General features: G+C 58.5%; 20 protein-coding genes. 9 read left to right on the forward strand and 11 right to left on the reverse strand.

Going from position 1 to position 23949, the window contains the following annotated elements:
* The 6 genes from M7439_RS11720 to M7439_RS11745 all read right to left on the reverse strand — a co-directional run.
* On the reverse strand, window positions 1–312 hold a 312-nt coding region (locus M7439_RS11720; protein WP_308464505.1), incomplete at its 3' end, for a recombinase family protein.
* 2 nt (window positions 313–314) lie between these two features.
* On the reverse strand, window positions 315–1439 hold the full coding sequence (locus M7439_RS11725; protein WP_298342212.1) for a VWA domain-containing protein: 1125 nt from the start codon (window positions 1437–1439) through the stop codon (window positions 315–317).
* Window positions 1436–2338 (reverse strand): MoxR family ATPase, encoded by a 903-nt coding sequence (locus M7439_RS11730; RefSeq protein WP_298342215.1) that lies wholly within the window; start codon window positions 2336–2338, stop codon window positions 1436–1438. Before M7439_RS11730 ends, M7439_RS11725 begins: the two co-directional genes overlap by 4 nt.
* 22 nt (window positions 2339–2360) lie before the next feature.
* Window positions 2361–3173, reverse strand: a complete 813-nt coding sequence (locus M7439_RS11735; RefSeq protein WP_298342218.1) for a xanthine dehydrogenase family protein subunit M — start codon at window positions 3171–3173, stop codon at window positions 2361–2363.
* A gap of 27 nt (window positions 3174–3200) precedes the next feature.
* Entirely contained in the window at window positions 3201–5573 is a 2373-nt protein-coding gene (locus M7439_RS11740; RefSeq protein WP_298342220.1) for a xanthine dehydrogenase family protein molybdopterin-binding subunit, read from the reverse strand.
* Window positions 5574–5575: 2 nt separating this feature from the next.
* Window positions 5576–6049, reverse strand: coding sequence for a (2Fe-2S)-binding protein (locus M7439_RS11745; protein ID WP_298342223.1), 474 nt, complete (start codon window positions 6047–6049; stop codon window positions 5576–5578).
* A 343-nt stretch (window positions 6050–6392) separates the two neighbouring features.
* Between M7439_RS11745 and M7439_RS11750 the strand changes: the two genes are divergently transcribed.
* The 9 genes from M7439_RS11750 to M7439_RS11790 all read left to right on the forward strand — a co-directional run bounded on the left by M7439_RS11750 (window position 6393) and on the right by M7439_RS11790 (window position 18040).
* On the forward strand, window positions 6393–6878 hold the full coding sequence (locus M7439_RS11750; protein WP_298342226.1) for an NfeD family protein: 486 nt from the start codon (window positions 6393–6395) through the stop codon (window positions 6876–6878).
* Complete coding sequence (locus tag M7439_RS11755; RefSeq protein WP_298342229.1) at window positions 6875–7873, forward strand: SPFH domain-containing protein; 999 nt, start codon at window positions 6875–6877, stop codon at window positions 7871–7873. The genes M7439_RS11750 and M7439_RS11755 overlap by 4 nt, the downstream gene beginning before the upstream one ends.
* Before the next feature lie 220 nt (window positions 7874–8093).
* Window positions 8094–10418 carry a PD-(D/E)XK nuclease family protein gene (locus M7439_RS11760; protein WP_298342235.1) on the forward strand — a complete coding sequence of 775 codons (2325 nt, stop codon included), beginning with the start codon at window positions 8094–8096 and terminating at the stop codon, window positions 10416–10418.
* Between the two features lie 84 nt (window positions 10419–10502).
* Window positions 10503–13577 carry an exodeoxyribonuclease V subunit beta gene (locus tag M7439_RS11765; RefSeq protein ID WP_298342238.1) on the forward strand — a complete coding sequence of 1025 codons (3075 nt, stop codon included), beginning with the start codon at window positions 10503–10505 and terminating at the stop codon, window positions 13575–13577.
* A gap of 2 nt (window positions 13578–13579) precedes the next feature.
* A complete protein-coding gene (locus M7439_RS11770) occupies window positions 13580–14119 on the forward strand; it encodes a hypothetical protein (RefSeq protein WP_298342241.1) in 540 nt (179 codons plus the stop codon).
* Between the two features lie 6 nt (window positions 14120–14125).
* Window positions 14126–14746 carry a sigma-70 family RNA polymerase sigma factor gene (locus tag M7439_RS11775; protein ID WP_298342244.1) on the forward strand — a complete coding sequence of 207 codons (621 nt, stop codon included), beginning with the start codon at window positions 14126–14128 and terminating at the stop codon, window positions 14744–14746.
* Window positions 14743–15501, forward strand: a complete 759-nt coding sequence (locus tag M7439_RS11780) for an anti-sigma factor (protein WP_298342247.1) — start codon at window positions 14743–14745, stop codon at window positions 15499–15501. The genes M7439_RS11775 and M7439_RS11780 overlap by 4 nt, the downstream gene beginning before the upstream one ends.
* Window positions 15502–15545: 44 nt before the next feature.
* Window positions 15546–17105 (forward strand): acyl-CoA dehydrogenase family protein, encoded by a 1560-nt coding sequence (locus M7439_RS11785; RefSeq protein WP_298342249.1) that lies wholly within the window; start codon window positions 15546–15548, stop codon window positions 17103–17105.
* Between the two features lie 128 nt (window positions 17106–17233).
* Window positions 17234–18040, forward strand: coding sequence for a hypothetical protein (locus M7439_RS11790; protein WP_298342251.1), 807 nt, complete (start codon window positions 17234–17236; stop codon window positions 18038–18040).
* Here the strand turns inward: M7439_RS11790 and M7439_RS11795 are convergent.
* From M7439_RS11795 to murA, 5 genes are all read right to left on the reverse strand, one after another.
* Window positions 18037–18990 carry a CoA ester lyase gene (locus tag M7439_RS11795; protein WP_298342254.1) on the reverse strand — a complete coding sequence of 318 codons (954 nt, stop codon included), beginning with the start codon at window positions 18988–18990 and terminating at the stop codon, window positions 18037–18039. The genes M7439_RS11790 and M7439_RS11795 overlap by 4 nt on opposite strands.
* Before the next feature lie 156 nt (window positions 18991–19146).
* Entirely contained in the window at window positions 19147–20820 is a 1674-nt protein-coding gene (gene treS, locus M7439_RS11800) for a maltose alpha-D-glucosyltransferase (RefSeq protein WP_298342257.1), read from the reverse strand.
* A complete protein-coding gene (locus tag M7439_RS11805) occupies window positions 20821–21594 on the reverse strand; it encodes an enoyl-CoA hydratase/isomerase family protein (protein WP_298342260.1) in 774 nt (257 codons plus the stop codon). It abuts the gene before it with no gap.
* The gene (gene meaB, locus M7439_RS11810) at window positions 21594–22559 is read right to left on the reverse strand and encodes a methylmalonyl Co-A mutase-associated GTPase MeaB (RefSeq protein WP_298342263.1); all 966 of its coding nucleotides are present in this window, start codon (window positions 22557–22559) and stop codon (window positions 21594–21596) included. The genes M7439_RS11805 and meaB overlap by 1 nt, the downstream gene beginning before the upstream one ends.
* The gene (gene murA, locus M7439_RS11815) at window positions 22560–23822 is read right to left on the reverse strand and encodes a UDP-N-acetylglucosamine 1-carboxyvinyltransferase (RefSeq protein WP_298342266.1); all 1263 of its coding nucleotides are present in this window, start codon (window positions 23820–23822) and stop codon (window positions 22560–22562) included.
* Between the last annotated feature and the right edge of the window lie 127 nt (window positions 23823–23949).

Raw genomic sequence — 23949 nt, forward strand, 5'->3', positions numbered from 1 at the left:
CAAAACTTTGCGTCTATGTCCATTGAGAGCGGAGCCAACTTCGGTTACTACGCGATCTACCGAATACCCATGTTCAGTAGCGAAAGCTAGTACTCGTGCCACTTGTCTGTCTAGGTCTTGTTTTTGGTCAGAGGAGGATACCCGCGCATAGCCCAGTGACGATCCGTGTTGTGGATCTTCCGATGCTAAATCTCGGACCAGGATGAGCTGGCCAGCCTTGGGTGCTTGGACGGGCATCTTCCCTGTTCGATACCACCTATACGCCGTCTGAGGACGTATATCTTGGGAGAGCGCCCAATCAGCCGAGTTCATTATTAATCATTATGGTGTGTCGCTCTGACAACTGTTGGAACCCCTTCACTACAGATTACTTTCGCGAGATGTTCAAAGGATCGTACGCTCTCACCAGGGAGAAGGGCGTCGATGTACGGCAATGCGGTGGCCATCCCTCGTGCCAACGGGGCGTAGTCCGCCGCTGCCGCCAACGGATTCACCCAAAGAATCGTCTTGGCGAGGCGACACAACCGTGCCATCGCCTCCTCCATGACCTGAGGGTCACCACGATCCCAGCCATCCGAGAAGACCACCACGATCGCCCCCCGTGCTAGCGCTCTTCCCCCGTGCTCCGTGTTAAACATCGCCAATGACTCGCCCAGTCTGGTACCTCCCGCATAATCCTCCACCACCGCCGAAACCCTGGCCATCGCTCGGTCAGGATCATTCGCGCCAAGGGCACGGGTGATATTGTTGAGACGCGTGCCGAGGGTAAAGACAGCAACCTCCCCCAAGGCGCGTTGGGATGCCCAGGCGAAGTGCAAAAGCCCCTCTGCGTAGGCGTGCATGGAACCAGAGATATCAACCAGAAACAGCAGTCGGCGACATCGCCATCCCTTGCTTCTGAAGCGGCGACGCACTGGCTCGCCATCGGTCCCGATGGCTAGGCGCAGTGTTTGCGCGAGGTCAAGCCGTTGGGGTTTGTGACTCTTGACGAGCCGATAGCTCCTGCGTAGCGGAGGTGCAAACCGAAACCGATCGATCAGATCGAAGGCCTCGCGACGTTGCGCAGGCTCCAGCGACCGTAGATCAACCCTCCGGAGACGCTCGGCAGCGGAATAGCGCACGACACGTTCAACCTCATCGTCGATTCCCTGTTCACCCTCGGGAGCCTCTTGGGAGTCGAAGCCAACGGTGACTTGTCGCGGCACCACCTCTTGGACTCCTTCAGCAAAAAAATACTCATCAAAGACTCGGTTGAAGAGTTCATCGTCCTGGTGCGACTTGACCAACGTAGCTCGTGCCATCTCCCGCACGTACGCTGGGTCGCTGATGCCAACCACTTCCAATGCCTGGAAAAAATCTCGTGCACTCGACAGAGGAACTCGCAGGCCGCGCACCCGAAGAAGCTCGACAAACCCTGTCACTAACTCCTCAGGCTTCATGCACCAAACCGAGCAAATGCCCGCTCGATGAGCGTCGTCAGACCAACGGAATCGATTCGCTCCTCATCCTCACGATATTTGATCACGGTGCCGAGGGTCATCTCGAGCCATGCCGGTGTAACCTCCACAGCCGTCAATCGGGTCAAGGCGCTCGCCCAATCGATCGCCTCGGCAATGCCAGGTGGCTTCACCAGTCCCTGACGCCGGAACTCTTGAACGATCGCTCCGATCTGCGCAGCGAGCGACGCACTTGCCTCGGGGACACGAAGACGGATGATCTCAACTTCACGTTCAAAACTCGGGTGGTCTACCCAGAGGTAGAGACACCGGCGTTTGAGAGCATCGTGAAGATCACGAGTCCGGTTAGAGGTCAAAATCACCACTGGCTTGACGAGCGCTCTTCGCGTGCCGAGTTCTGGAATCGTGATTTCAAAGGTGGAGAGCAGTTCCAGTAGAAATGCCTCAAACTCGTCATCGGCTCGATCCAACTCGTCGATCAACAGGACCGGTGGACGCGTTGGATCGGCATAACCGAGGGATCGCAACAACGGTCGCTCGATGAGGTAACGGTCCTCATAGAGCTCAGCCTCCAGTGAGGTGCGATCCGCCTGCACACCCACGGCCTCAGTGGCTCGCAGATGCAGGAGTTGCTTGGCATAGTCCCAGTCATAGACGGCCTGGGTGGCATCGATCCCCTCATAACACTGCAGTCGGATGAGATCACTCCCGAAAAGCCGCGACAAGGCCAGTGCGAGCTCGGTTTTACCCACTCCCGCATCCCCCTCAAGCAGCAGTGGCTTCTCGAGTGCCAACGCCAAAAACGACGCGGTCGCGATCTTCAAATCAGCGAGATAGTCGACGCTCGACAGCCCTTGCGCCAGTTTTTCGGGCGTCGCCACGCCAAGTTGATCCGTCCGAGACTCAGCCAAGTTCGACCAGAGCTCGACGCACCAGAACCCGTGCGAGGTGGCGTCGGTACTCAACACTCGCGTTGATGTCAGCCGAGGGGGAGGTCCCCTCATCGGCCACCGCAGCGGCCTCCTCAAGGCTTGCCCCTGCCGCTAGGCGCTCCTCAACTGCCGTCGCACGCAAGGGGGTCGCCCCCATGTTGACAAAGCCAACGTTGGTGCGATCATTACGTACAGCGACAACCCCAACGATCGCCCAGTCCTGGGCACGCCGATTGAACTTTTGATAGGCAAACTTCGTAAAGCCGGTCGGCACGCGAATCTCAGTCAGAATCTCATCCGGCGCCAGCGCCGTCTCTAAGAAACCTTTGAAGAAGTCGCCGGCCGCTATCGTGCGGCGTCCAGATGGGCCCTCGGCCACCATGGTTGCGCCTAGCGCAAGAAGCGCGGCGGGAAGGTCAGCAGCGCCATCTCCGTGCGCGGTCGAACCGCCAATCGTGCCGACATGGCGAACCGAGGGATCACCGATTTGGCCCGCTACCTTGACCAAAACAGGAACCTCCCGTGCGAGCAGCTCCGAGGTCTCCACGTCGCGATGCCGGGTCAGCGACCCGATCGCCACCTCACCGCCATCCTTACGAATATAGGAGAGCTCAGTGATGCGTCCGATGTCAACCAGCTTCGATGGCGTAGCCAACCTTAGCTTCATGAGTGGCAACAACGAGTGACCTCCTGCGAGCACCTTCGCATCCTCATCATCAGCGAGCATCGTGATCGCCTCTGCAACGGTTGTCGCTCTCGCATAATCGAAAGTTGATGGGTACATGTCTATCCCTTCTGTTGGTGTTCGTTCTTACTTAGACATTGCCTGTTGGATCAACCGATAGACCCGCTCTGGAGTCGCCGGCATCGGACAATCGGTGACCCCGAGGTCCGACAAGGCGTCCACCACCGCATTGATCACCGCTGGTGCCGAACCAATCGTACCGGCCTCCCCAACGCCCTTGACTCCAAGCGGGTTGGTCGGCGATGGTGTCACCGTTGAGGCGAGTTCAAAGCTCGGCATCTCGCAGGCAGACGGGACCAGATAATCGGCGAGTGACGCGTTGAGAAGCTGCCCCGATCCATCATAGAGCGCCTCCTCATACAACGCCTGTGCGACGCCCTGGGTGATGCCGCCATGGATCTGTCCCTCCACAATCAGGGGGTTAACCTGATTTCCGCAATCGTCGACCGCAATGTAGCGGATGAGTTCAACCCGACCGGTCTCCTCGTCGACCTCCACCACCGCGATGTGGGTGCCGTTTGGGAAAGTAAAGTTCGGAGGATCCCAACTGATGGACGCCTCCAGGTTCGGCTCAACCCCTTCGGGCAGATTGTGGGCTGTGAATGCCTCGAAGGCGATCGCTGCGAGGGGTAGCTGCTGCTCCGGCGATCCCTTCACACGGAACGTCGCCCCAACATATTCAAGATCCTCTTCGGCAACCTCCATCTGATGCGCCGCAATCTTCATCGCCTTCTCAATGACTCGCTCCGTCGCCAAGTACACCGCCGTCCCTCCGACCGAGAGCGAGCGACTGCCGTAGGTATCCATCCCATAGGGCGCGATCGAGGTGTCGGAGTGCAGTACCTCCACATCGTCAGGCGAGATTCCAAGCTTGTCCGCCACGATCATCGACCAGCTCGTCTCGTGCCCCTGGCCGTGAGGAGCCGTACCGGTGACTACCTGCACCTTCGAGGTCGGCAAGATGCGAACAGTCGCCGCCTCCCAGCCTCCGGCTCCGTAATTGAGACTCGCGAGTACACGAGATGGAGCGAGTCCACACATCTCGACATAGCACGAAACACCGATACCGAGTCGGCGTGGATGGTGAGCCTTGCGGCGCTGTTGCTGTTCCTGGCGCAGCTGCGTATACCCAGCCGTGTCAAGTGCTTTCGCAAGATTCTCCTCGTACGATCCGGAATCGAACACCAGTCCCGCCACGGACTCATAGGGGAACTTCTCCGCAGCGATGAAGTTCCGACGTCGCAGTTCAGCCGGGTCCATCTCGAGCTTGCGGGCCAGAGAATCCATCGCTCGCTCAATCGCGTAGGTGGCCTCAGGACGTCCAGCACCACGATAGGCATCGGTCGGCGTCTTGTTCGTAAACAAGCCGGTGCAGGTGAACGAGTAGGCACCGACGTCATAGACGCCGTGATAGAGGAACGCACCAAGAAGAGGAACGCCAGGCGTAACCAGCTGCAGGTAGGCACCCATGTCTGCGAGGAGCTTGACGCGAATCGCAGTCACCTTGCCCTCGGCATCCGCGGCCAGCTCCATGTACTGGACCTGGCCGCGACCATGGATAGTCGCCATCGTGCCTTCGCCTCGCTCTTCGGTGAAGCGAACTGGCTGGCGCAGACGACGCGCAAGCGCCAGACACAAAAGCTCCTCAGCATAGACATCCAGTTTTGACCCGAAACCACCTCCAACCGCAGGAGCCACCACACGAAGCTTGGTCTCAGAGATCCCAGCGGTGAGCGCCAACATCACGCGCAGAACGTGAGGGATCTGTGTCGATGAGTAGACCGTGAAATCACCCCCCATTGGAGAGGGGACGACCACCATAGCCCTCGGCTCCATGGCAGCGGGGATGAGACGCTGTTGCACATAGCGCTCACTTACGGTGACGGCGGCCTCCCGAAAGGCCGCATCAACCGCCTCGGGATTTGGTTCCAACGCCCACACAAAACTTGCGTTGCTCTCAAGCTCCTCATGTGCCAACGTTGCATCCTTCACCGCGTCCTCGAGATCGAGCACCGGGACCAACTCCTCGTACTCCACGATCACGGCGCCCGCGGCATCGACCGCTTCGACCTGCGAACGTGCGACCACCGCGACGACACCTTCACCTGCGTAGTGCACATACTCCTTCGCCAGTGGATAGTGCGCTGGACTCTTCATCTCTGGGGTAACGGGCCAGGCACACGGCATTGGAGCGGCCCACTCCGCCTGTAGATCCTCGCCAGTATAGATCCCGACAACCCCTGGCATCGCTTGCGCGGTACTAGCATCGATCGCGCGGATACGAGCATGCGCATGCGGCGAACGAACGAGGACAAGGTGGAGAGCCCCTGGAATCACCAGATCATCAGCGAAATGCTTCTCACCGGAGAGAAGCTCGGGATCCTCTCGACGAACCCGACGCTTGCCAATGATGTGCTCCTGTTGGGTTGGATCAGTCATCGTCATGCTTGTGCCCCCATCTCTTCTTTAGCGGCGAGTACCGCCTTCACAATGTTGTGGTAGCCGGTGCAACGACAGAGGTTCCCCTCGAGCCCCTCACGCACCGTCGCCTCATCGAGGGTGTCGTTCTCAGCCAAGATGGACATCGAGACCATGACCATTCCAGGAGTGCAGTAACCACACTGGAGGGCATGGTTTTCCTGAAAAGCCCGCTGAAGTGGATGGAGTGTGCCATCAGCAGCGGCCAACCCTTCAATGGTCGTTACCCGTCGTCCATCAGCCTGGGCCGCCAAAACCGTGCAGGATTTGACCGATTCACCATCGAGCAGCACCGTACAAGCTCCGCAGGACGAGGTGTCACAGCCAACGTTGGTGCCCGTCAATCCAAAATCCTCTCGCAGGAGGTGAACCAAAAGCGTCCTGGGTTCGACGTCAGCCACCCTCTGTTGTTCGTTTACCGTTACTGCTACGCGCACTCATCTCCTCCTTCGCCGGGATTTCGTCGTGCAGTCGAGCAGGCACATCCGTGCCGACCAGACTCTGCCTACCAAATCGAAGTTAGCACGAATCCGGAGCCCGTACCTTGCGAAGGGCAAAAAGACTCGCCAATAGCTGTTTTGTTCGCATCCGTTGCGTGCCCTTCGCATCCGCATCGACCACTGTCCCGCGAGCGAGTGCGGCCCGTCAAACGAAGAGGAGTCACCAGGCCCGTTGGCGATCCCGATCGGATCGCGAGCGCAAGCAACCTCCACCCACTCACGTTGACTCAACATAGATTTGTGCCTGTGGTAAACTATGAGTCAAGTAGATCGAGGTTCTATGGTTGTCACTGTCATCGTAGTCGTCATCGCCGTCGGGTTGCTTGTCCTAGTCGGCATGCACGTTGGGCCTCATGGATCGATCGTCACCGCATCCATTGGCATGGGTGCCGGTGTGCTGCTTACCCTCATGTTGAGCCACTCACACTCGTCGCTGGCAGCCATCCTATGGAGTTTGGTGGTCCTGCTCTTTGTGGCCGTCATCGCCGTCGGGTTGGCCGGGGTTCGGGGCCTGCGGACAACGCAGTACCATTCGAAAGAGGCTGTCCCAGGATTGGTAAAGCTGCTTGACTCCGCGGGAGTCGCCACCTCTCGGCTCGACCCGATTGGAACCATCCAAATCGCTGGTAAGGGTTGGTCCGCTGAGAATGATTCTGACGATCCTATCGAGATCGGAACTACCGTCTTCGTGACCCGGATCGACGGCCTCAAGCTGCACGTCATCCCAGAGGCCCCCCAGGGGGCAAATCGAAAGGAAACATCATGATTACTGCAGGCATCATCATCCTGATTGTTCTGGTCATTCTCCTCCTCGTCCTCACCAGGACGATCAAGATTCTGAAGGAGTATCAGCGAGTGGTGATCTTTCGACTCGGTCGTTCGATCGGTTCCAAGGGTCCAGGGTTGCTCCTGATCAACCCAGTTATCGATCGCTTAAATCTCGTCGATCTTCGTGAGCAGTACTTCGAAATCCCCCATCAGACAGCCATCACCAAGGACAACGCCCCGATCTCGATCGACTTCATCATGTTCTATCAAGTGGTCGATCCGGTACAATCGGTCGTCGCTGTCCAGAACTTCTCAGGAGCTGCTCTCAATGTGGCCGCTACGACGCTGCGCAGTGTCGTTGGCGACATGTCACTCGACGATGTTCTCTCCCGCCGTGAGGATATGAATTCGCTGCTGCGCCTACGACTCGATGAAGTCACCGAACGATGGGGCGTCAAGGTCTCCAACGTCGAGGTCCGTGAGATCAATCCTCCTCCGGCGGTGCAGGATGCGATGACTCGTCAAATGTCAGCAGAACGGACCCGACGAGCAGTGGTCACCGAGTCTGAGGGGCAAAAACAGGCTGCCATCACCGTCGCCGAGGGGCAGAAGCAAGCCTCCGTGCTCGCCGCCGAAGGGCAGAAGCAGGCAACGATCCTAGCGGCAGAGGCTGAACGAGAGTCGGCTAAGTTGCGGGCTCAGGGTCTCTCTGATGCCCTGGAGGCGGTCAACACCAATGCTTCGCGATCCGACGCCAACGTTTTGACGCTCCAGTATCTTGAGACGCTACGCCAACTCGCTCAATCGCCGTCCACCAAGTTCGTCATCCCCGCCGAGCTGACGGGTCTACTCGCGACCATGGGGCAAGCGACTCGCAACGCAATGGAGATCACGCAACCGCCTACAGGGAACAAGAACGTGCCCAAGGTTGCTGCTGCGCGCACAACGAATGGCAAGATGGATCCGGCGGCCGGAGCCGCTATCGTCGATTAGCTGTCCGCCCTTACCTCCCCAGATCCTTCACGGCCAATTGTCAGTTGGTGGTCGCCTAGGTTGATGAACCAACCAGGTTTGATGAGCACCGATCCATGGGTGGGGGTAGCGTCGTGGGAGAAGCGTAGACTCAGCGATTCCGGGTCTGCATACCGTAGTCGATGGAGAGGTCTACGCCCAAGAAGGAGCGCTCCACCCTACACTGACAGAGGTGAACGAGGTGGCCAATACCGCGAAGCGACCCGGAACCATTGCTTTCGTCGACGAAGATGCAAGCGTTGGAACAAGCACAGAGACGCTGATCAGTCGGCTACCTGGGACCCAGGCGAGGCTGCACCAACTCGATCAATGGCTCCTCACGCGAGCCGATGTTCGCAGCACCCATCGAGAACGGGTCAGAGCGGCGCTCCTCGAACTCGATCGATTCAATGTCACGGTTGCAACCCTCGCCCAAGCCGGTTATCACGGCAAGAAGATGGCCAGCCTCCTCAGCGATTTTCAGAATCACTTTCCTTCGGTGACCCGCGATGAGTCGATCGTCAACGGGCCGCACTGGACACGAGCAAGACTAGGTTTCGATCTCCTGTCGGAGGCCGAAATCGCCGACCTGGTATCGGCTGGAGCGGACCATGCCCTCCTCACAATAGCCAAGTGGCGCTCACCTGACCTTGATCCTGCAAGCGCGAGAGTGATCAAAGGCCTCACCCGAGACGGTTTTGATCTCCATGGTCACTTCGATGACCACCCACAGGTCACCAGCGCCACGCAGATCTACCATTTCACGGATCCCGATCAAGAGGTGTCGTGGACGCTCGCCGAGATTCTGGCTCGGCTCCACACCGGAGCCTTCCGGATGCAAGATCTTGTCATCTACCTCCCCAACAGCCGGCACTACCACCGCGCCCTTCGGCACTACAGCCGCGCCTATCGCCTTCCTCTCATCCTCCACCAGCAACGCCAGGCATCCCAAACAACTCTCGGTCGCCACCTCCTCGAACTCTTGGACCTTCTCCAGGTCGGTCATGTGGTTGGATCAGCCCACCGAAGTCGGCTACTCGCCAACCTCATCGCCGACCAAGCACCACCCGACACCTGGGATCGTTTGCTCGAATGGCTTCTGGAGCTGCTCGACAAGATGATGGCTGATCCAAATGCGAGTGCGCAGATCAACTCCATGGATCAAACGCTGCGAGCGGAGCTCTTCGCCCAACTCCAACCGTCTCTGCCAACTACCGCGTCGGTGGACACCTTGTCCCAGTTCCTCGACGCTGTTCGTGACCGTCTTGGCGCCATGACACTCGCGGAGAAAGCAGGAACAGAGGGGATTACGGTGGCCAACACCGGTCAGCCCATCGGCCAGCATCGAATCGTCTTTGTCCTGGGTGGTGTCGATCGCCATCTTCCCCCTGAACTCTCCAACAACCCGCTCCTCCCGCTTGCAATACGCGACCGTGTCGATGGGCTGCCCACCACTGCAGAACTCGTCCAGTGGCAACGTGCACAAGCGATCGGCATGTTCCATGCCGCCACCGAAGAGCTCATCATCACCGCCCCCCAGCGGATCGAGAATGAACGCACCCTTGCAAGTCTGCTCCTCGAAGAACTTGGGCTGCAACCCACAAGTGCACCACCCCCCTATGGTGTGCTCCCCATGGAACGGGTGGCGTTTGACACCACCCATCCGGAGATCAAAGTCCGACGCGACCACGCGCTAGCGATCGAGCGATCACGTATTCGTAACGTCGAATCCTCAGACTTCTCTGGCAAGGTTGGTCCGCTTGCCTTTGGACAACTCTCAGCGACCCAGCTCGAGGATCTCGGCCAGTGCCCATTCCGCTGGTTTGTCAAACACCGCCTCCGTGTTCGGGCGCCGGACGATGAGACAAATGAACCCGACCCTCGAACACTCGGGCAGCTCGTGCATACGCTCCTTGAGACGTTGGTCACGACGCCCGAGCCAGTACCTCGTCAAGTCCTTGAGGAGCTGCTTGAACAACACGCCCCAGTAACGTTGACGAAGTACACACCTAACTGGTTGCCGATTCGGGCCGAGATCGCCAAGCAACTCGAGACGCTGGTCGCGAATCCAGAGTTTTCGCTGGGTGCTTTGGGGACCCAGGTCGAACTCGCGCTCAATGGCTATTGGCATGAGATCCCGGTACAAGGCCGTATCGACCGCCTCGATCACGTCGGACCAAACGACTACGCGATCATCGATTATAAGTTTTCAAAGTCAGTACCAACGGGCATCCAAGACGCCGAGGGTCGTCTCAAGGTCGATGTACAGCTCTCTGTCTATACCCAACTAGTGGAGGGCCAAGGCAAGCACGTCGTCGGTGCGAAGTACTGCCTAGTGAAACGTGGCACATTCGTCAAAGCGCCAGGGATCACCAAGGGCGAGGAACCCGCAAAGGAGGCAGCGGCCCGCCTGCTCACTCGTCTCGAGAATGGTGATTTTGCGGTTGCTCCTGACATCGATCGCAAGGCGTGCACCTACTGCGACTTCGCACAGACCTGTCGCATCGCGAGCCGAAATGCTGGCTAAGCTCCAACCTCTTTGGCGTATCACTTCGCGACACAGGATCGACCAAAACGAAGTCGCCACCTCCTGCCGTCCACCGAGGCGACCATGCAGCTGAGCGATCGTCAACGCCAAGCGGTCACCAGCGGTGGGGACGTCGCGATCTCAGCTGGAGCTGGGACCGGAAAAACCCAGACGATGGCTGCCCGCTATCTCGCTCATGTTGAAGCGGGGTTACGACCTCTCTCTATCGTCGCGGTCACCTTCACTGTCCGAGCTGCAGCTGAACTTCGCCATCGTATCCTGAGCCAAATGCGCGAACGATACCGTGCCAACGACCCAAGGGTGCTGGAGGTCGAGGTTGCACCGATCGGTACCATTGACTCCCTCTGTCAACACCTCTGCACCGAGTTTCCGGTCGAATCCGAACTCGACTTCGACTTCGAGGTCATTGACGAGACCAGTTACCGCCAGCTACTCTCCCTTGAGCTGCCCCACCTCCTCGAACGGATCCCTCCAACCACCTACGAACTGATCGACTACTCCACCTTAAAGTCCTTCGTCACGATTTGTCTCAAAGATCTTGAGCGCTTCCGGAGTGCTGGCGCCATGGACATCGCCACGATCAAAGCGGCCATCCACGACGCCCAACAAGCGGCCATCACCACCGGGCCCTGGGCAGAACTTGAGGCAGCGTTAGCGCAGCACCAGGCTCTGCGCGAAACCGACCTCATCGAACAGACCAGACGCACAGCGCTACGAGGGTTGCAGCTGTTACGCCAAGGAGATCATGAAGGCTGGATAGTACTCTCGGCGTTGAATCGCCGAGGTGGCTCGGCTAAAAATTGGCTTCCAGGAGAATACGACCAGGTCAAAGAAGATCTCAGGATCCTCCAGGAACAGATCAAGGGACTGCCCGACTACGTCCGTATCGGTTGGAATGAGATCGACGACCGCAACCAAGTCATCGTAGAGGCCGTCCGTGCAGCTGTAGAGATCGTGGCGACCCAGCTCGACGAGATCAAGGCAGCGCAGGGCATCGTCGACTTTGCTGACCTGGAGACGCATGCGCTCAAAGCGCTCAATAACGAGTTTGTCCGTGAGGAACTCACGGATCGGTGGCGAGCTATTCTGGTCGACGAAGTACAAGATATCAGTCCGCTCCAGTACCAGCTACTCGAACGCCTTAGCCGTCATGCCACCCTCTCCGCAGTCGGTGACGCCAAACAGTCGCTCTATCGTTTCCGGGGCGCGGACCCGGAGCTCTTTGCGCAACAGATTGCCTTGAGCCAGGAGCATGTAACGCTCGACGAGAACTACCGTACCGTCCCTGCGCTCGTAGAGCTCGTCAACAACACCTTTGCGACGCTCATTCCAGGCTATGAGGCGCTGCGCCCCATGCGCACCACCGAGTACGCACGCCCCCCGGTGGAAGTCATGGTGGTTGATGAGACGAGCGATGCCACCATGGCCGAGCGACGGCGAGTCCTCTCCGAACGTATCGGCGATCGAATTCTCAATCTACTCGAAGAGCCCTTTGTGATCGCCGACCCAACCACCGGTAACCTTCGCCAGGTCAAACCCCAAGACATCGCCATCATCTCCGCCAGTTGGGATATGTTGGACCGAGTCGCCGAGGAGCTCCAGCGGCTCCAGCTGCCCGCGAATATCGTCGGTGGAGGTCGGCTCCTCGCTAGCCAGGAGGCGGCGGACGTCGTGACGATGCTCTCGTTCTGCGCGAACCCTCATGAGAATCTCTCCTGCCTCGCACTCATGCGTTCCCCAATGGTTGGGTTGAGCGACGTGGAACTTGCGGAGTTAGGTGGAGCAAAGGAACGATCGAGTTCGTGGTTCAGTTTTCTCCTTGACCACCTCCGAGATGACCCGCGTATCGAACCGATCGCGCGCCTTCCCTTCTCTCCCACCAGTCTGTCCCCAAGCGACCAGCTTGCGCTGGTCGGCGACATCCTTCTCTACCCCGAGATTCTTGCCGGCTTAAACCATCCGCAGCGACGTCGCGCCGATTGGATTGCTCTGCTTGACCTCGTCGACGAGCGTGCGAGTAAGGGTTTTGATACCAACGATATCATCCGCTACCTGCGTTTTGCCATCCGCGATGGTGCGCGAATCGCCCGCCCACCCGTCGAAGCAGAGGATTCGATCTCGCTGGTGACGGTACACGCCTCTAAGGGTTTGGAATGGCCGATCACGATCGTGATCGACCTCGATCGAAGCCCTCGCCCAGCACCTTCGCTCGCCATCGACCCGCATCGTGGCATCGCCTTCAAGCTCCAAGACGAACACTCTGGCCATCTCTCGTGGATTAACGAACTCCAACGCGAGGAGGAGTTGCTCGAAGAACGTCGACGTTGGTACGTCGCCACTACACGGGCTCGTGACCACCTGATCCTTGCCCTCGCTTCCCGAGATCGGGTCAGCACACTCCTCGACCAGATCGGTGAATACGCCGAGATCACGCAACTGCCCACGAATCTGGCTCCCCCTGTCCCTCGAGTCGTCGCGGGCACCGAGGCTCCACGCTATCGCCCCTCAAGCGTCGATCTGTCCGCCCCCTCACGACACGTACACCAGACCCTGGCAAGTCGGGATCTCACAGACTTTCGTCGCTGTCCGCTCCTGTTGGCGACGACAGAGACACCAATGGGAAGGAGCGATCGACTCAGGCGACTCCTACTCGAGCGCGCGACCGAGGGACTACCCCTTCTCAGCAGCGATCTTGACTGGTTGCCGACTTCGCGGGCTGAGGAACTGATCCAACAGGTCGGCTACTACCAGGAACTTCTCACCTCCCATCTGCGGACCGCTCCAGCACTACGCTACGGAACGTCGACGGTCTGCTCCTGGTCTCTCCAGTGGGGTCCCTTTCTCTCCGACGAAGATTCGGTCATCGACCTCACCCTATCGGAGGGAGATTTGACCGGCTTGAGCCTTGCTCACGCCGAACACCCGGGACTACGAGCAGGCATCCTCTACCTCACGCAATCACGAATCCACTGGCTCTCCTCCGCCGAGCTGGGCCAGATTGAGCGCGAACTACCATCCCTACTTCGTGAACTCTCCGAATGTCCGTGTGGACCTCGACGAGACCGAGCCGCGAGCTGTCGTCATTGCCGTCAAGCGCGTACCTGTCATTGGATCCAACGAGAAGACCATAGGCTTTAACCGTGTCTACCATCGATCTCGCAGGGTTCATCACGGAAGTCAAGGGGCAAGCCATCCACCACGGCTTCCATGTCCATGACGAACGTCACTTCATGGAGACCTATTCACTCCGACAGTGGTGGGAGGTCGATCTCCATCCCGAATCCGGCTGCGGATCCCCGATGGAGCTCCACCTCGCCTTGGATGTTGATCCTCGTGTGTTGCTCGCCTTCGATGACGCCTTTGCTACCGCCTCCGAGCCGAACTCGGTTCCGGATGAGTTCTTCTTCCCGTTGACCCTCACCTGGACCCTCCCCGCCGGTTCCATCGACCTTCTGAATTTGGCGCTCAACCTCGCAGGTCTCACCGGCATGTCGCTCCCTCTCGAAGTGGCGGCGACCGACAGCTACGGATCACCCGCAGCCACTCCAGAGCGAGCCATCAGCGTGACTGCCAGACGCTCCGTCTCCCTCGCCAAGATCACCGAGGGTGAGGAGGCGATTGACGACACGCTCGACCGCGCCAACGATGTCAGTCTTTTTCTTCTCAAGCTCATCGAGTGAGTCCAGATGAACAATACCTCCATCCAACCTGGCCGTCGGCGTCGAAGTAGGGTCATAGAACCACAACTACACGAAATCAGCGATGCCGCACTTGTTGTCGCAGTAGCGCGCTACAACCAAGATGCATTGGCAGAGATCTTCCGGCGGCATGGAGGTGCGGTGCACGCGCTTGCCAAGCGCGTCACGCGCGATCAAGCGCTGGCCGAGGAGGTCACCCAGGAGCTGTTTGTACGGCTCTGGAACGAACCGGAGCGCTATGACTCCGCTCGTGGCACGTTACGTACTTTCTTATTGATGCAGACTCACCGTCGATCAGTGGACGTCATTCGATCCGAAGAGGCCCGGAAGCGTCGCGAACAGAACGATACCGCGACCATCGCTGCCACCTCTTATGATATCGACCATGAGTTCGGTGACCTTGCCGATCGCGAGGCGGTGCGCGAGGCACTCCAGACCCTCCCCCAAGATGAACGCAGAGCTATCGAACTCGCCTTTTTCCATGGGCTCACCTATCGCGAGGTCGCTCAGCGTCTCGAACAGCCTGAGGGCACCGTCAAGACGCGCATCCGATCTGGGCTCAAACGAATGAACGATGCACTTGCACAGTGGAAGACGGTGGAGGCATGATGGAACGAACCAATCCTGCAGATCAGACGGAACACCAAGACGCTGAGGAGCTACTCGGTGCCTATATTATTGACGCAGTCGACCCAGAGGAACGCGCCACTGTTGAGGCACATCTGAGCCGTTGCGTCACCTGCCGAGGAGAGGTAGACGCCCTCCGATCAACACTCGGCATGCTTGCCAATGAGGGCGGCCCAGCACCCGCTGGCATCTGGGATCGGATCGAGGATGAGATCAATGGAAGCGGAGACGTCGTTGCCTTTCGCCCCCCCCAACGCTCGCGGCTGCGGATCCCGACCATCATTGCATCGACCGCTCTCGCTGTGGCTGCTGCCTTAACGCTCATCTTCGGCATCGCGATCCATAGCCTCCACAACCAGGTCGCGGAGCTCAGTACACAGGTCACGACGTCCGCTACGAGGGCCATCGCCACCGCTGCGCTCCTGCAGCCGGGTGCCAAGCGCTTTGCCCTCGACAACCCGCAGGGTCACACCGTGGGCAGCGTGGTTGCGCTTCGCTCAGGCGAGGTCGTCCTCACGTCATTCCTGATGCATCCACTGGCGACAAACTCCACCTACCAAGTCTGGGCGATCGTCGATGAGAAACCGATATCGCTCGGGCTCCTTGGCAGTCATCCAACCGTCTCCGTCTTCCACACAGGCGGCAACCACGCCTTCGAGTTTGCGATCACCGTTGAGCCGGCCAGTGGCGTGGCTCAACCGACCGGAGCACCCGTGGCAACGGCCGCCATCATCTAATCCCAGGCACCAGGTTCCAACGGCCCGCCCGGTAAGCTCATGAGATGACCGAGACCCTGTTCCGCCATGTTCGATCGGTGCTTGACCTCCTCAACGAGCACATTCATGAGCACATCGCTCAACTAGCAGACTCGGGCCAACTCGAGTCTGCACAGGTGGAGGCCTACCAACTCGCCACGGCTGCGTCAGCGCTACTGGCGATACCCACCATGCTCGAGTATGCCAACCGTGGCCAACAAGAGCGTGCGGTTGCCACCGTCTTTTGCCTGCAGACTCTTCGCGAGACTGCTGCAGACCTGCTGACCGCAGGTCTCATCGATCCAGCGGCCGTCCAGATTGTCTTCGGCGACGAATTCCAGGTCACTGATGCGTTGATCGACGCGATCGCCCTCGACCCAGGACCTGCACACCTGGGCGAGGATCTTGAGCTGGTCGCTGAGACCTTCCGCCGCGTGGCAAATGAGAAGATTGCCCCCCTCGCCGACGAAATCCATCGCAACAACCTTGATATACCCGACACGATCATCGACCAGTTAGCCCAGATGGGCGCCTTTGGCCTCTCCATTCCTGAGGAGTTTGGTGGCTCGTCGAATGAGACCGCCGACGACCTGATCGCCATGCTCATCGCAACGGAGGAGCTCTCACGCGCCTCACTTGGCGCTGGGGGATCATTGATCACCCGTCCCGAGATCCTCGCCAAGGCGATTCTCGCCGGCGGAACCGAGGAACAGAAACAGCGTTTCCTGCCCGCTCTTGCGAGCGGCGAACTCATGGGTGCCGTTGCCGTCACTGAACCAGACTTTGGCTCTGATGTCGCCAATATCACCACCACGGCCACACCTACCGAAGGGGGCTGGCGCATCAACGGCACCAAGACCTGGTGCACCTTCGCGGGCCGCGCCGAAGTCCTCGCGGTACTTGCACGCACCGATCCCGATCGACGGCTCGGGCATCGAGGACTCTCACTCTTTCTCGTCGACAAAGCACGCGCCGATGGTGAGAGCTTTCGCTTCGAGTCCAACGGTGGAGTCATCGAGGGCCGGGCGATCGCCACTCTTGGCTATCGAGGCATGCACTCTTTTGAGGTAAGTTTTGCCAACGTCTTCGTCCCTGCTTCCCAACTCATCGGCGAATCGAGTGGTCAGGGACGCGGATTCTATCTTCAGATGGCAGGATTCGAAAATGGAAGAATCCAGACAGCTGCCCGCGCCGTTGGCGTCATGGGTGCTGCCTATGGGGCAGCGTGCACGTACGCGCAGTCACGGTCAGTCTTTGGACAACCCCTCGTCAATTACCGACTGAGTCGCGCAAAACTTGCACGTATGGCCGCGACCCTACAGGCCAGCCGCCAGGTGACCTACGCCACTGCCCGGCTGCTCGCCCAACATCAAGGCTCGCTCGAGGCATCAATGGCCAAAGCGTATACCTGCCGGGCGGCTGAGTGGGTCACAAGGGAGGCGATGCAGTTACATGGTGGCATGGGTTACGCCGAGGAGTACCCAGTCAGTCGTTATTTTGTCGACGCCCGTGTGCTCTCCATTTTTGAGGGTGCAGAGGAGACGCTCGCATTAAAGGTCATCGCCAAAGGTCTCGCGCGCCGCTAGGTCTCGTTCGCGCTACACTAGCCAAGGGCATCAGTGGAACTGCCTCAATGCTCCCCGATCAAGGGAACGCAATGTTGTGCCGAAACCTCTCGCGGTGACCCTCTGATGAATCGAAGGATAGAAAGGAGGTGATTGCTCTGCGTAGGTTTCTCGGCAATATCTTGCTCAGCCTTGGCCTGTTGGCAGGGACCATCGCCATCCTTGCCCATCTCTCCTTGTTGACAATCTTTAACCCCAACCGCCTCGCCAACGATGCGCAGACCCTCAGCACCAGCAAGACCATTCAATCTGCGATGGCCGATGGCCTCACCAACTCGCTTGCCCCCATTACCGGGGTATCAGGTATCTCCATCTCTCACGCAGAGCTGCAAGGGATCATCGCCGCAGCGCTCGCACAACCTGCGGTCAAGCAGGAGTTCGTCAATGCGATCCGCCAGGCCGACGGCCATCTTCTCGGCACCAACCACGCTCCGATTACCATTGGTGGTCCGGGGCTTACCGAGTTTATCGCAGCAGGGATTTCACAGTACTCCAGCTCCCTCGGCAACTCCGTGCAACAGACTAACTTGAGAATCGCGATTCCTGGGGCCGATCTCCCCAACCTTGGGTTCCTTGCTCGCGCCGCTACGACGGCCGTTCCGATCGCCACCGAGATCGCGATCGTCCTCTTTCTCCTCGCGCTCATCATCCACAAGGCGCGTTCAGCGGTGATTGCAAGGATCGGCAAGTGGCTGATCGCGATGTCGATTTTTGCGGTCTTACTCTTCTGGGCGATCCCGACCTATCTCCTGCCTCGCATCCACCTGAGTTGGGCGCTCATCGCCTCTGTCGTCCTCAAGGCCACCGGACAGGGAGTTACCGTCTTCTACCTCGAACTCGCGATCTCTGGCGTCATCCTCTACCTGTTGTCAAAGGTCGCCTCCAAGCTGGTCTAGGTGTGCACCTCGCCTTGTGAGGTCCGCACCATCCGTGCCTTCTCACCCCGGGCTCGGAACTTCATCGCCATCTTTCGACTCGCCTCATCGATCATCTCATCACCGAACATCACTGCTCCGCGTCCATCGTCGCTGGTTGCGGCGGTGTAGGCGTCAAGTAGATCGCAGGCTTTATCAAAGAGTTCCTGGGTCGGACGATAGACATCATTGAGAACCTCTACTTGCGTCGGGTGAATGGCCCACTTACCATCGTAACCGAGCATCGCCGAACGCTTCGCATAGTTGCGTAATCCCTCAAGATCCGCGATTTTCAGGTAGGGTCCATCGATCACTTGGATGCCAGCAGCGCGGGCCGCCATCAGGATCTTGGAGAAAACATAGTGAAAGTGATCGCCAGGATACTCCGGCACCTCGACCCCACCCGTGAGCACCGGCATCTCCATCGAGGCTGCGAAGTCGGCTGGACCAAAAACAACAGCCTCGATCCGTGGCGATGCCAGACAGATCTCCTCCACATTGATGAGTCCAGTGGTCGTTTCGATCTGAACTTCGAGCCCCACATGACCGGGCTGTAAACCAGCTTCAGCCTCGATCTGGGTCAAAAGAAGGTCAGTCGCGACAACCTGCGCGGCATTTTGGACCTTGGGAAGCATAATCTCATCAAGACGTTCTCCTGAACCCGTTACGACCTCCAGAATGTCGCGGAAGGTCAGCGCCGTATCCCACGCATTGACACGCACGCACAGCACCCGCTCATCCCATCCTCCAGCAGCGATCGCCCGAGCAATGTTGGAACGCGCAGTGACCTTTTCCGATGGCGCTACCGAGTCCTCGAGATCCAAGAAGGTCATATCAGCCTCGATATCACGGGCTTTAGCGATAAAGCGCTCACTCGACCCAGGAACAGAGAGACATGAGCGACGTAACAGCGAACGAGAGCGAAGTGACATGGCTCTATCTTACGCGAAGAACAAGCGCCAATGGTTCCCGTCGTCAGACATTCGCCCAATGGTGGAGCAATCCCCTAGAAGCTTCTGCGACGCTCACCATCAACCACCTATCGAGAGCGAGGTTAGCTCAACGTCATACTGGCACTACGAGAGGGCTTAGGCCACACACAACTCAAACCAAAGAAAGCCATATGGGGCGAGCGTCAACCCATACGCACCGCTGGCGTCAATAGCCGGAAAGGGCGTCATGCCAAGCAACTCAACGGGGACACGGCCATCCCAGTCCCGGAGATCGACCGTGACTGGCTGGACCTTCGAGGCGAAGTTAAAGACGCAGAGCACCACCCGTTCCTCCCTCGCGATAAATCGTGCAAAAGCCAGGATGGCATCATTGTCGACCGACAGGAGTCGAAAGTCACCGTCGCCGAGGACCGACTCTCGATGTCGAACCGACAACATCTCTCGTGTCCATCGCAGAAACGACGAGGGGTTATTCATCTGTGATTCGACGTTGACCACCTGGTACCCATAGACCGGGTCGATGATAAGTCCGGAGTACAGGCGCGCGGGATCGGCACGCGAGAAACCCCCGTTGCGATCTGGCGACCACTGCATCGGAGTACGAACCGAGTCTCGATCACCGAGGTAGATGTTATCTCCCATCAAAATCTCGTCACCATAATAAAGAATGGGTGACCCAGGGAGTGCAAGAATCAGTGCGTGCAACAGCTCAGCCACCCGACGATCATTGTCGATCAGTGGGGCAAGACGACGGCCTATCCCCACATTCCGACGAGAGATAGGATCGCTTGCAAAGGCGCTGTACAGGAACTCACGCTCCTGTTCCGTCACCATCTCCAGCGTTAGCTCATCATGGTTACGGAGAAAAATGCCCCATTGACAACCGTCAGGGATCGCGGGAGTCTGCCGCAACGCCTCGGCGGTGGGAAGCGCACTCTCAGTCTTCACGCTCAAAAACAGTCGAGGCATCAACGGGAAGTCGTAGCACATATGGCACTCATCACCGTCACCGAAATAGCTCACCACCTCAGCGGGAGACTGATTCACCTCGGCGAGGAGCACCGCCTCTGGAAACTCCGTGTCAACAAGGGCACGAATCCGCTTGAGAAAGGCGTGTGTCTCGGGCAGGTTCTCACATCGCGTCCCCTCCTCCTGAAAGAGATACGCGGCGGCATCGAGCCGGAATCCATCAAACCCCAGTCCCAACCAGTAGCGGACGACTTGGAGCATGGCCTCCTGTACTTGGGGGTTCTCATAGTTCAGATCGGGCTGATGCGCGAAGAAACGATGCCAATAGTACTGATCACGCTCCGGACAGTAGGTCCAATTTGAACTCTGCGAATCCACGAAGATCACTGGTGCAGATTGATAACCGCTATCATCGTCAGCCCAGACATACCAGTCGGCCATCTGATTATCGCGCGACGCCTTAGACTCCACAAACCAGGGATGTTGGTCACTGGTGTGATTGAGGACGAGATCAGCGATCACCCTGATACCCCGCAGATGCGCTTGGTTCAAGAGTTCTTCGATATCGGTCACATTGCCATAGGCGGGATGAACGCTGAAGTAGTCAGAGACGTCGTAACCCCCATCCTTCCACGGGGAGGGATAGAAGGGCAACAACCAAAGGCAGTCAATACCCAACCACTCCAGATAATCGAGCTTCGAGGTTACTCCACGGACGTCGCCTTGACCATCACCGGAGGCATCAAAGAATCCACGGATATAGACCTCATAGAAAACCGCTCGCTGGAACCAAGTCCGCTCATCCCCGCCAGCAAGGATCCTTCGAGAAGCATCAGTCACCTAGCGACCCTCAAATTGGGCCTTGCCAGGCCCATTTTCGAAGAACGACTGAATGCCAATCTCTGCATCCCTTGTCCCAAAGACTTGGCCAAAGAAGGACTTCTCGAGCTCTAAGCCTTCAGCGAGGCTGCCAGAGAGTCCGGCGTCAATGGCGCGCTTTGCAAACGACTGCGCCACGAGTGGGCCTCGAGCGAACTCCGTCGCCCAGGCGACCGCTGCCGCCTCGGCTTGGCCATCGGCAACGACACGGTCGACCAAACCCCACGCCAACGCCCGATCCGCATCGACCGATTGACCACCGAGGATCATCTCCTTGGCCCTCGATGCTCCGATGAGACGTGGCAAACGCTGGGTCCCTCCACCGCCGGGGATGATGCCAAGAGCGATCTCGGGTTGTCCGAGTTTCGCACCATTGCCTGCGACCCGAAAATCACAAGACAACGCGAGCTCAAGCCCGCCACCCAAGGCATAGCCCTCGATGGCTGCGATCACCACTCGTGGTAGCGTGCTGAGCGCGTTGAGCGCCCAATGAAAGTACTGTCCCATCTCACGTCCGACCGCCATGCCGCCAAACTCACCGATTTCGGCACCAGCCGCGAAGATGCGCTTCGACCCGGTGATCACCACCGCAGCCGGCGGATCCAAAGCCATCGCATTGGCATAGGTCCACAACTCCTCCAGGAGCCCCTTGGAGAGCGCGTTCGCCTTTGGCCGGTTGAGACGCAGTATGACCACATTGTCCTCGGTCTCCTCTCGAATGAGAAACTCCTCCACTATCGCCCTCCTTCTTCCTCATTCGAGGATATCTTGATCATCTCAATAAGCTCGGCTGCCGCCGTCACCGGGGTCATGGAACCCTCGCGTACACGATCACGCAGATTAGTCCGTTCTGCCAAGGATTCCACGGTGCTCCGAAGCGTTGACATCACCAGTCGGTCAAACTCTGCCAATCGCCGTGTCGCACGACGGTTCGCGAGCTCACCACTCTCCTCAAGCCTTACCTTCAATTGCACCAGCGCTTCGAACAGAGCTTCAACCCCATCCCCTCCAGTTGCGACGGTCTCCACAATCGGTGGACGATGGTCATGAGCACCCAGCTCCAACATATTCTCCAGATCACGACGCGTGTCACGAACACCCGCTCGGTCCGCCTTGTTGATCACAAAAATATCAGCGATCTCCATGAGCCCAGCCTTATTAGCTTGGATGGAATCGCCCCAACCTGGGTTGATGACTACCACCGTCGCATCGGCCTCCCCAGTGATCTCGATCTCTACCTGACCGACCCCGACGGTCTCAATCACCACCCAAGGAAACCTCAACGCCTCGAGGAGACGAACGATCCTCGGCACCGCCACGGTGAGGCCACCAAGGTGGCCGCGAGTCGCCAACGATCGGATATAGACCCCAGCATCTTGGGTGTGGTTCTGCATGCGCACCCGGTCACCGAGGATAGCGCCACCACTAAATGGCGATGAAGGATCGACCGCTAGAACGGCGACACGTTCATCGCTCGTGCGAATCTGGCTGATGAGACGATCGACTAGTGTCGATTTTCCGCTACCAGGGGCACCGGTCATACCGACTACGAAACCTGTCTCAGCCTGGGCCGCAAGCCATAACTCAAGTTCCTCACGCTCCCTAGACGCGGGCCGCTCGACGATAGAGATCAACCTCGCGATTGCACCCTTATCGTCATCGTCAAGCACCCTGGCAATGAGCTCCTTGGAATTGTCCACCTATACCTCTATCGTTTCTATCGTTGCCCCCAAAGTCACCAGCGTTTCAGCAAGCGCATCGTAGCCCCGTTCGATGTGCGCTACCGCGTTGATCTGACTCTCTCCCCACGCTGCCAGCGAAGCGACCACCAACGCTGCGCCGGCACGGATGTCGTGGGCCGTTACCTCAGTTCCGAGGAGTCTGGGAACGCCACGGATGATGATATGGTGTCCTTCAGCGCGCAGATTCGCCCCATATCGACGCAGTTCGTCCAGGTAGCGAAATCTGCCAGCAAAGAGATTCTCGCTCACTACGCTGGCGCCATCGGCGATGGAGAGCATCGCCACCAACATTGGCTTGTAGTCCGTTGCCACCCCGGGATATGGAAGGGTTTGAATATCTACCGCCCGAAGATGCCCATCACCGGCAACCTCGATCCATTCATCCCCAACCTCGATAGTCAGTCCGACGCTCACCAGTTTACGAAGGAGAATGAACATGTTGGACGGCGCAATACCCTCGATCCGAACTCGGCCTCCGACTGCTCCCACTGCCGCGAGGTACGTCGCTGCCGCCACTCGATCGCCGATGACACGATGATGCATCGGGCTAAGCCGCTCGACGCCCTCTATCACGATGCGGGAGGTGCCCACTCCTTCAATATGAGCCCCCATCTCGATCAGGGCATTTGCCAGATCAATAACCTCTGGCTCCCTCGCCGCATTATCGATAGTCGTCACACCCTTCGCCGTGGTGGCCGCCATCAAAACGTTATCCGTTGCCGTGTGCGAAGGAAATTCAAGGACAAGGTCGCAACCGACCAGATGATCAGCTTTTGCGATCAACTGTCCGTCAACCGCCTCCACCACCGCGCCCAATGCCGTGAGGGCGAGCTCATGGATATCAACTGGTCGGTCGCCAAAATCATCACCGCCGGGTGTTGCCAGGACCACCTCGCCGGTTCGCGCAAGGATCGGCCCCAAGAGCACGACCGATGCACGAATGCTTTTGACGAGTTCATAGTCGGGCCGACTGGAGAGATCCTGCGACTCCGGGACCTGGACCTCAAGTCGATGCGGTCCTCGCCAAGTGCTCGTTACACCAAGCGAGTCAAGAATCTGCCGCATAATTTCAACATCGGTGATCCTCGGCACATTATCGAGTACATGCACGCCAGAGGCCAGAATGGTTGCTGCCATGAGCTTGAGCACCGAGTTCTTTGCACCTTGCACCGCAAGGCTTCCGTCAAGGCCAACACAGTGCTCAATACGATAGGCCCGCATGACGTCCTCCTTTGCACCGTTCCAACGACCCATGTTAGTTGCGATCCTCTCGCCAGGAGATAGTCGCTGCCCGTCCTACGAGTGCGAGGCAGTCGCTCACACCACCGTTCAACGATGAAAGTGAAGT

The organism is Ferrimicrobium sp. (assembly GCF_027319265.1).
Classification (GTDB): domain Bacteria; phylum Actinomycetota; class Acidimicrobiia; order Acidimicrobiales; family Acidimicrobiaceae; genus Ferrimicrobium.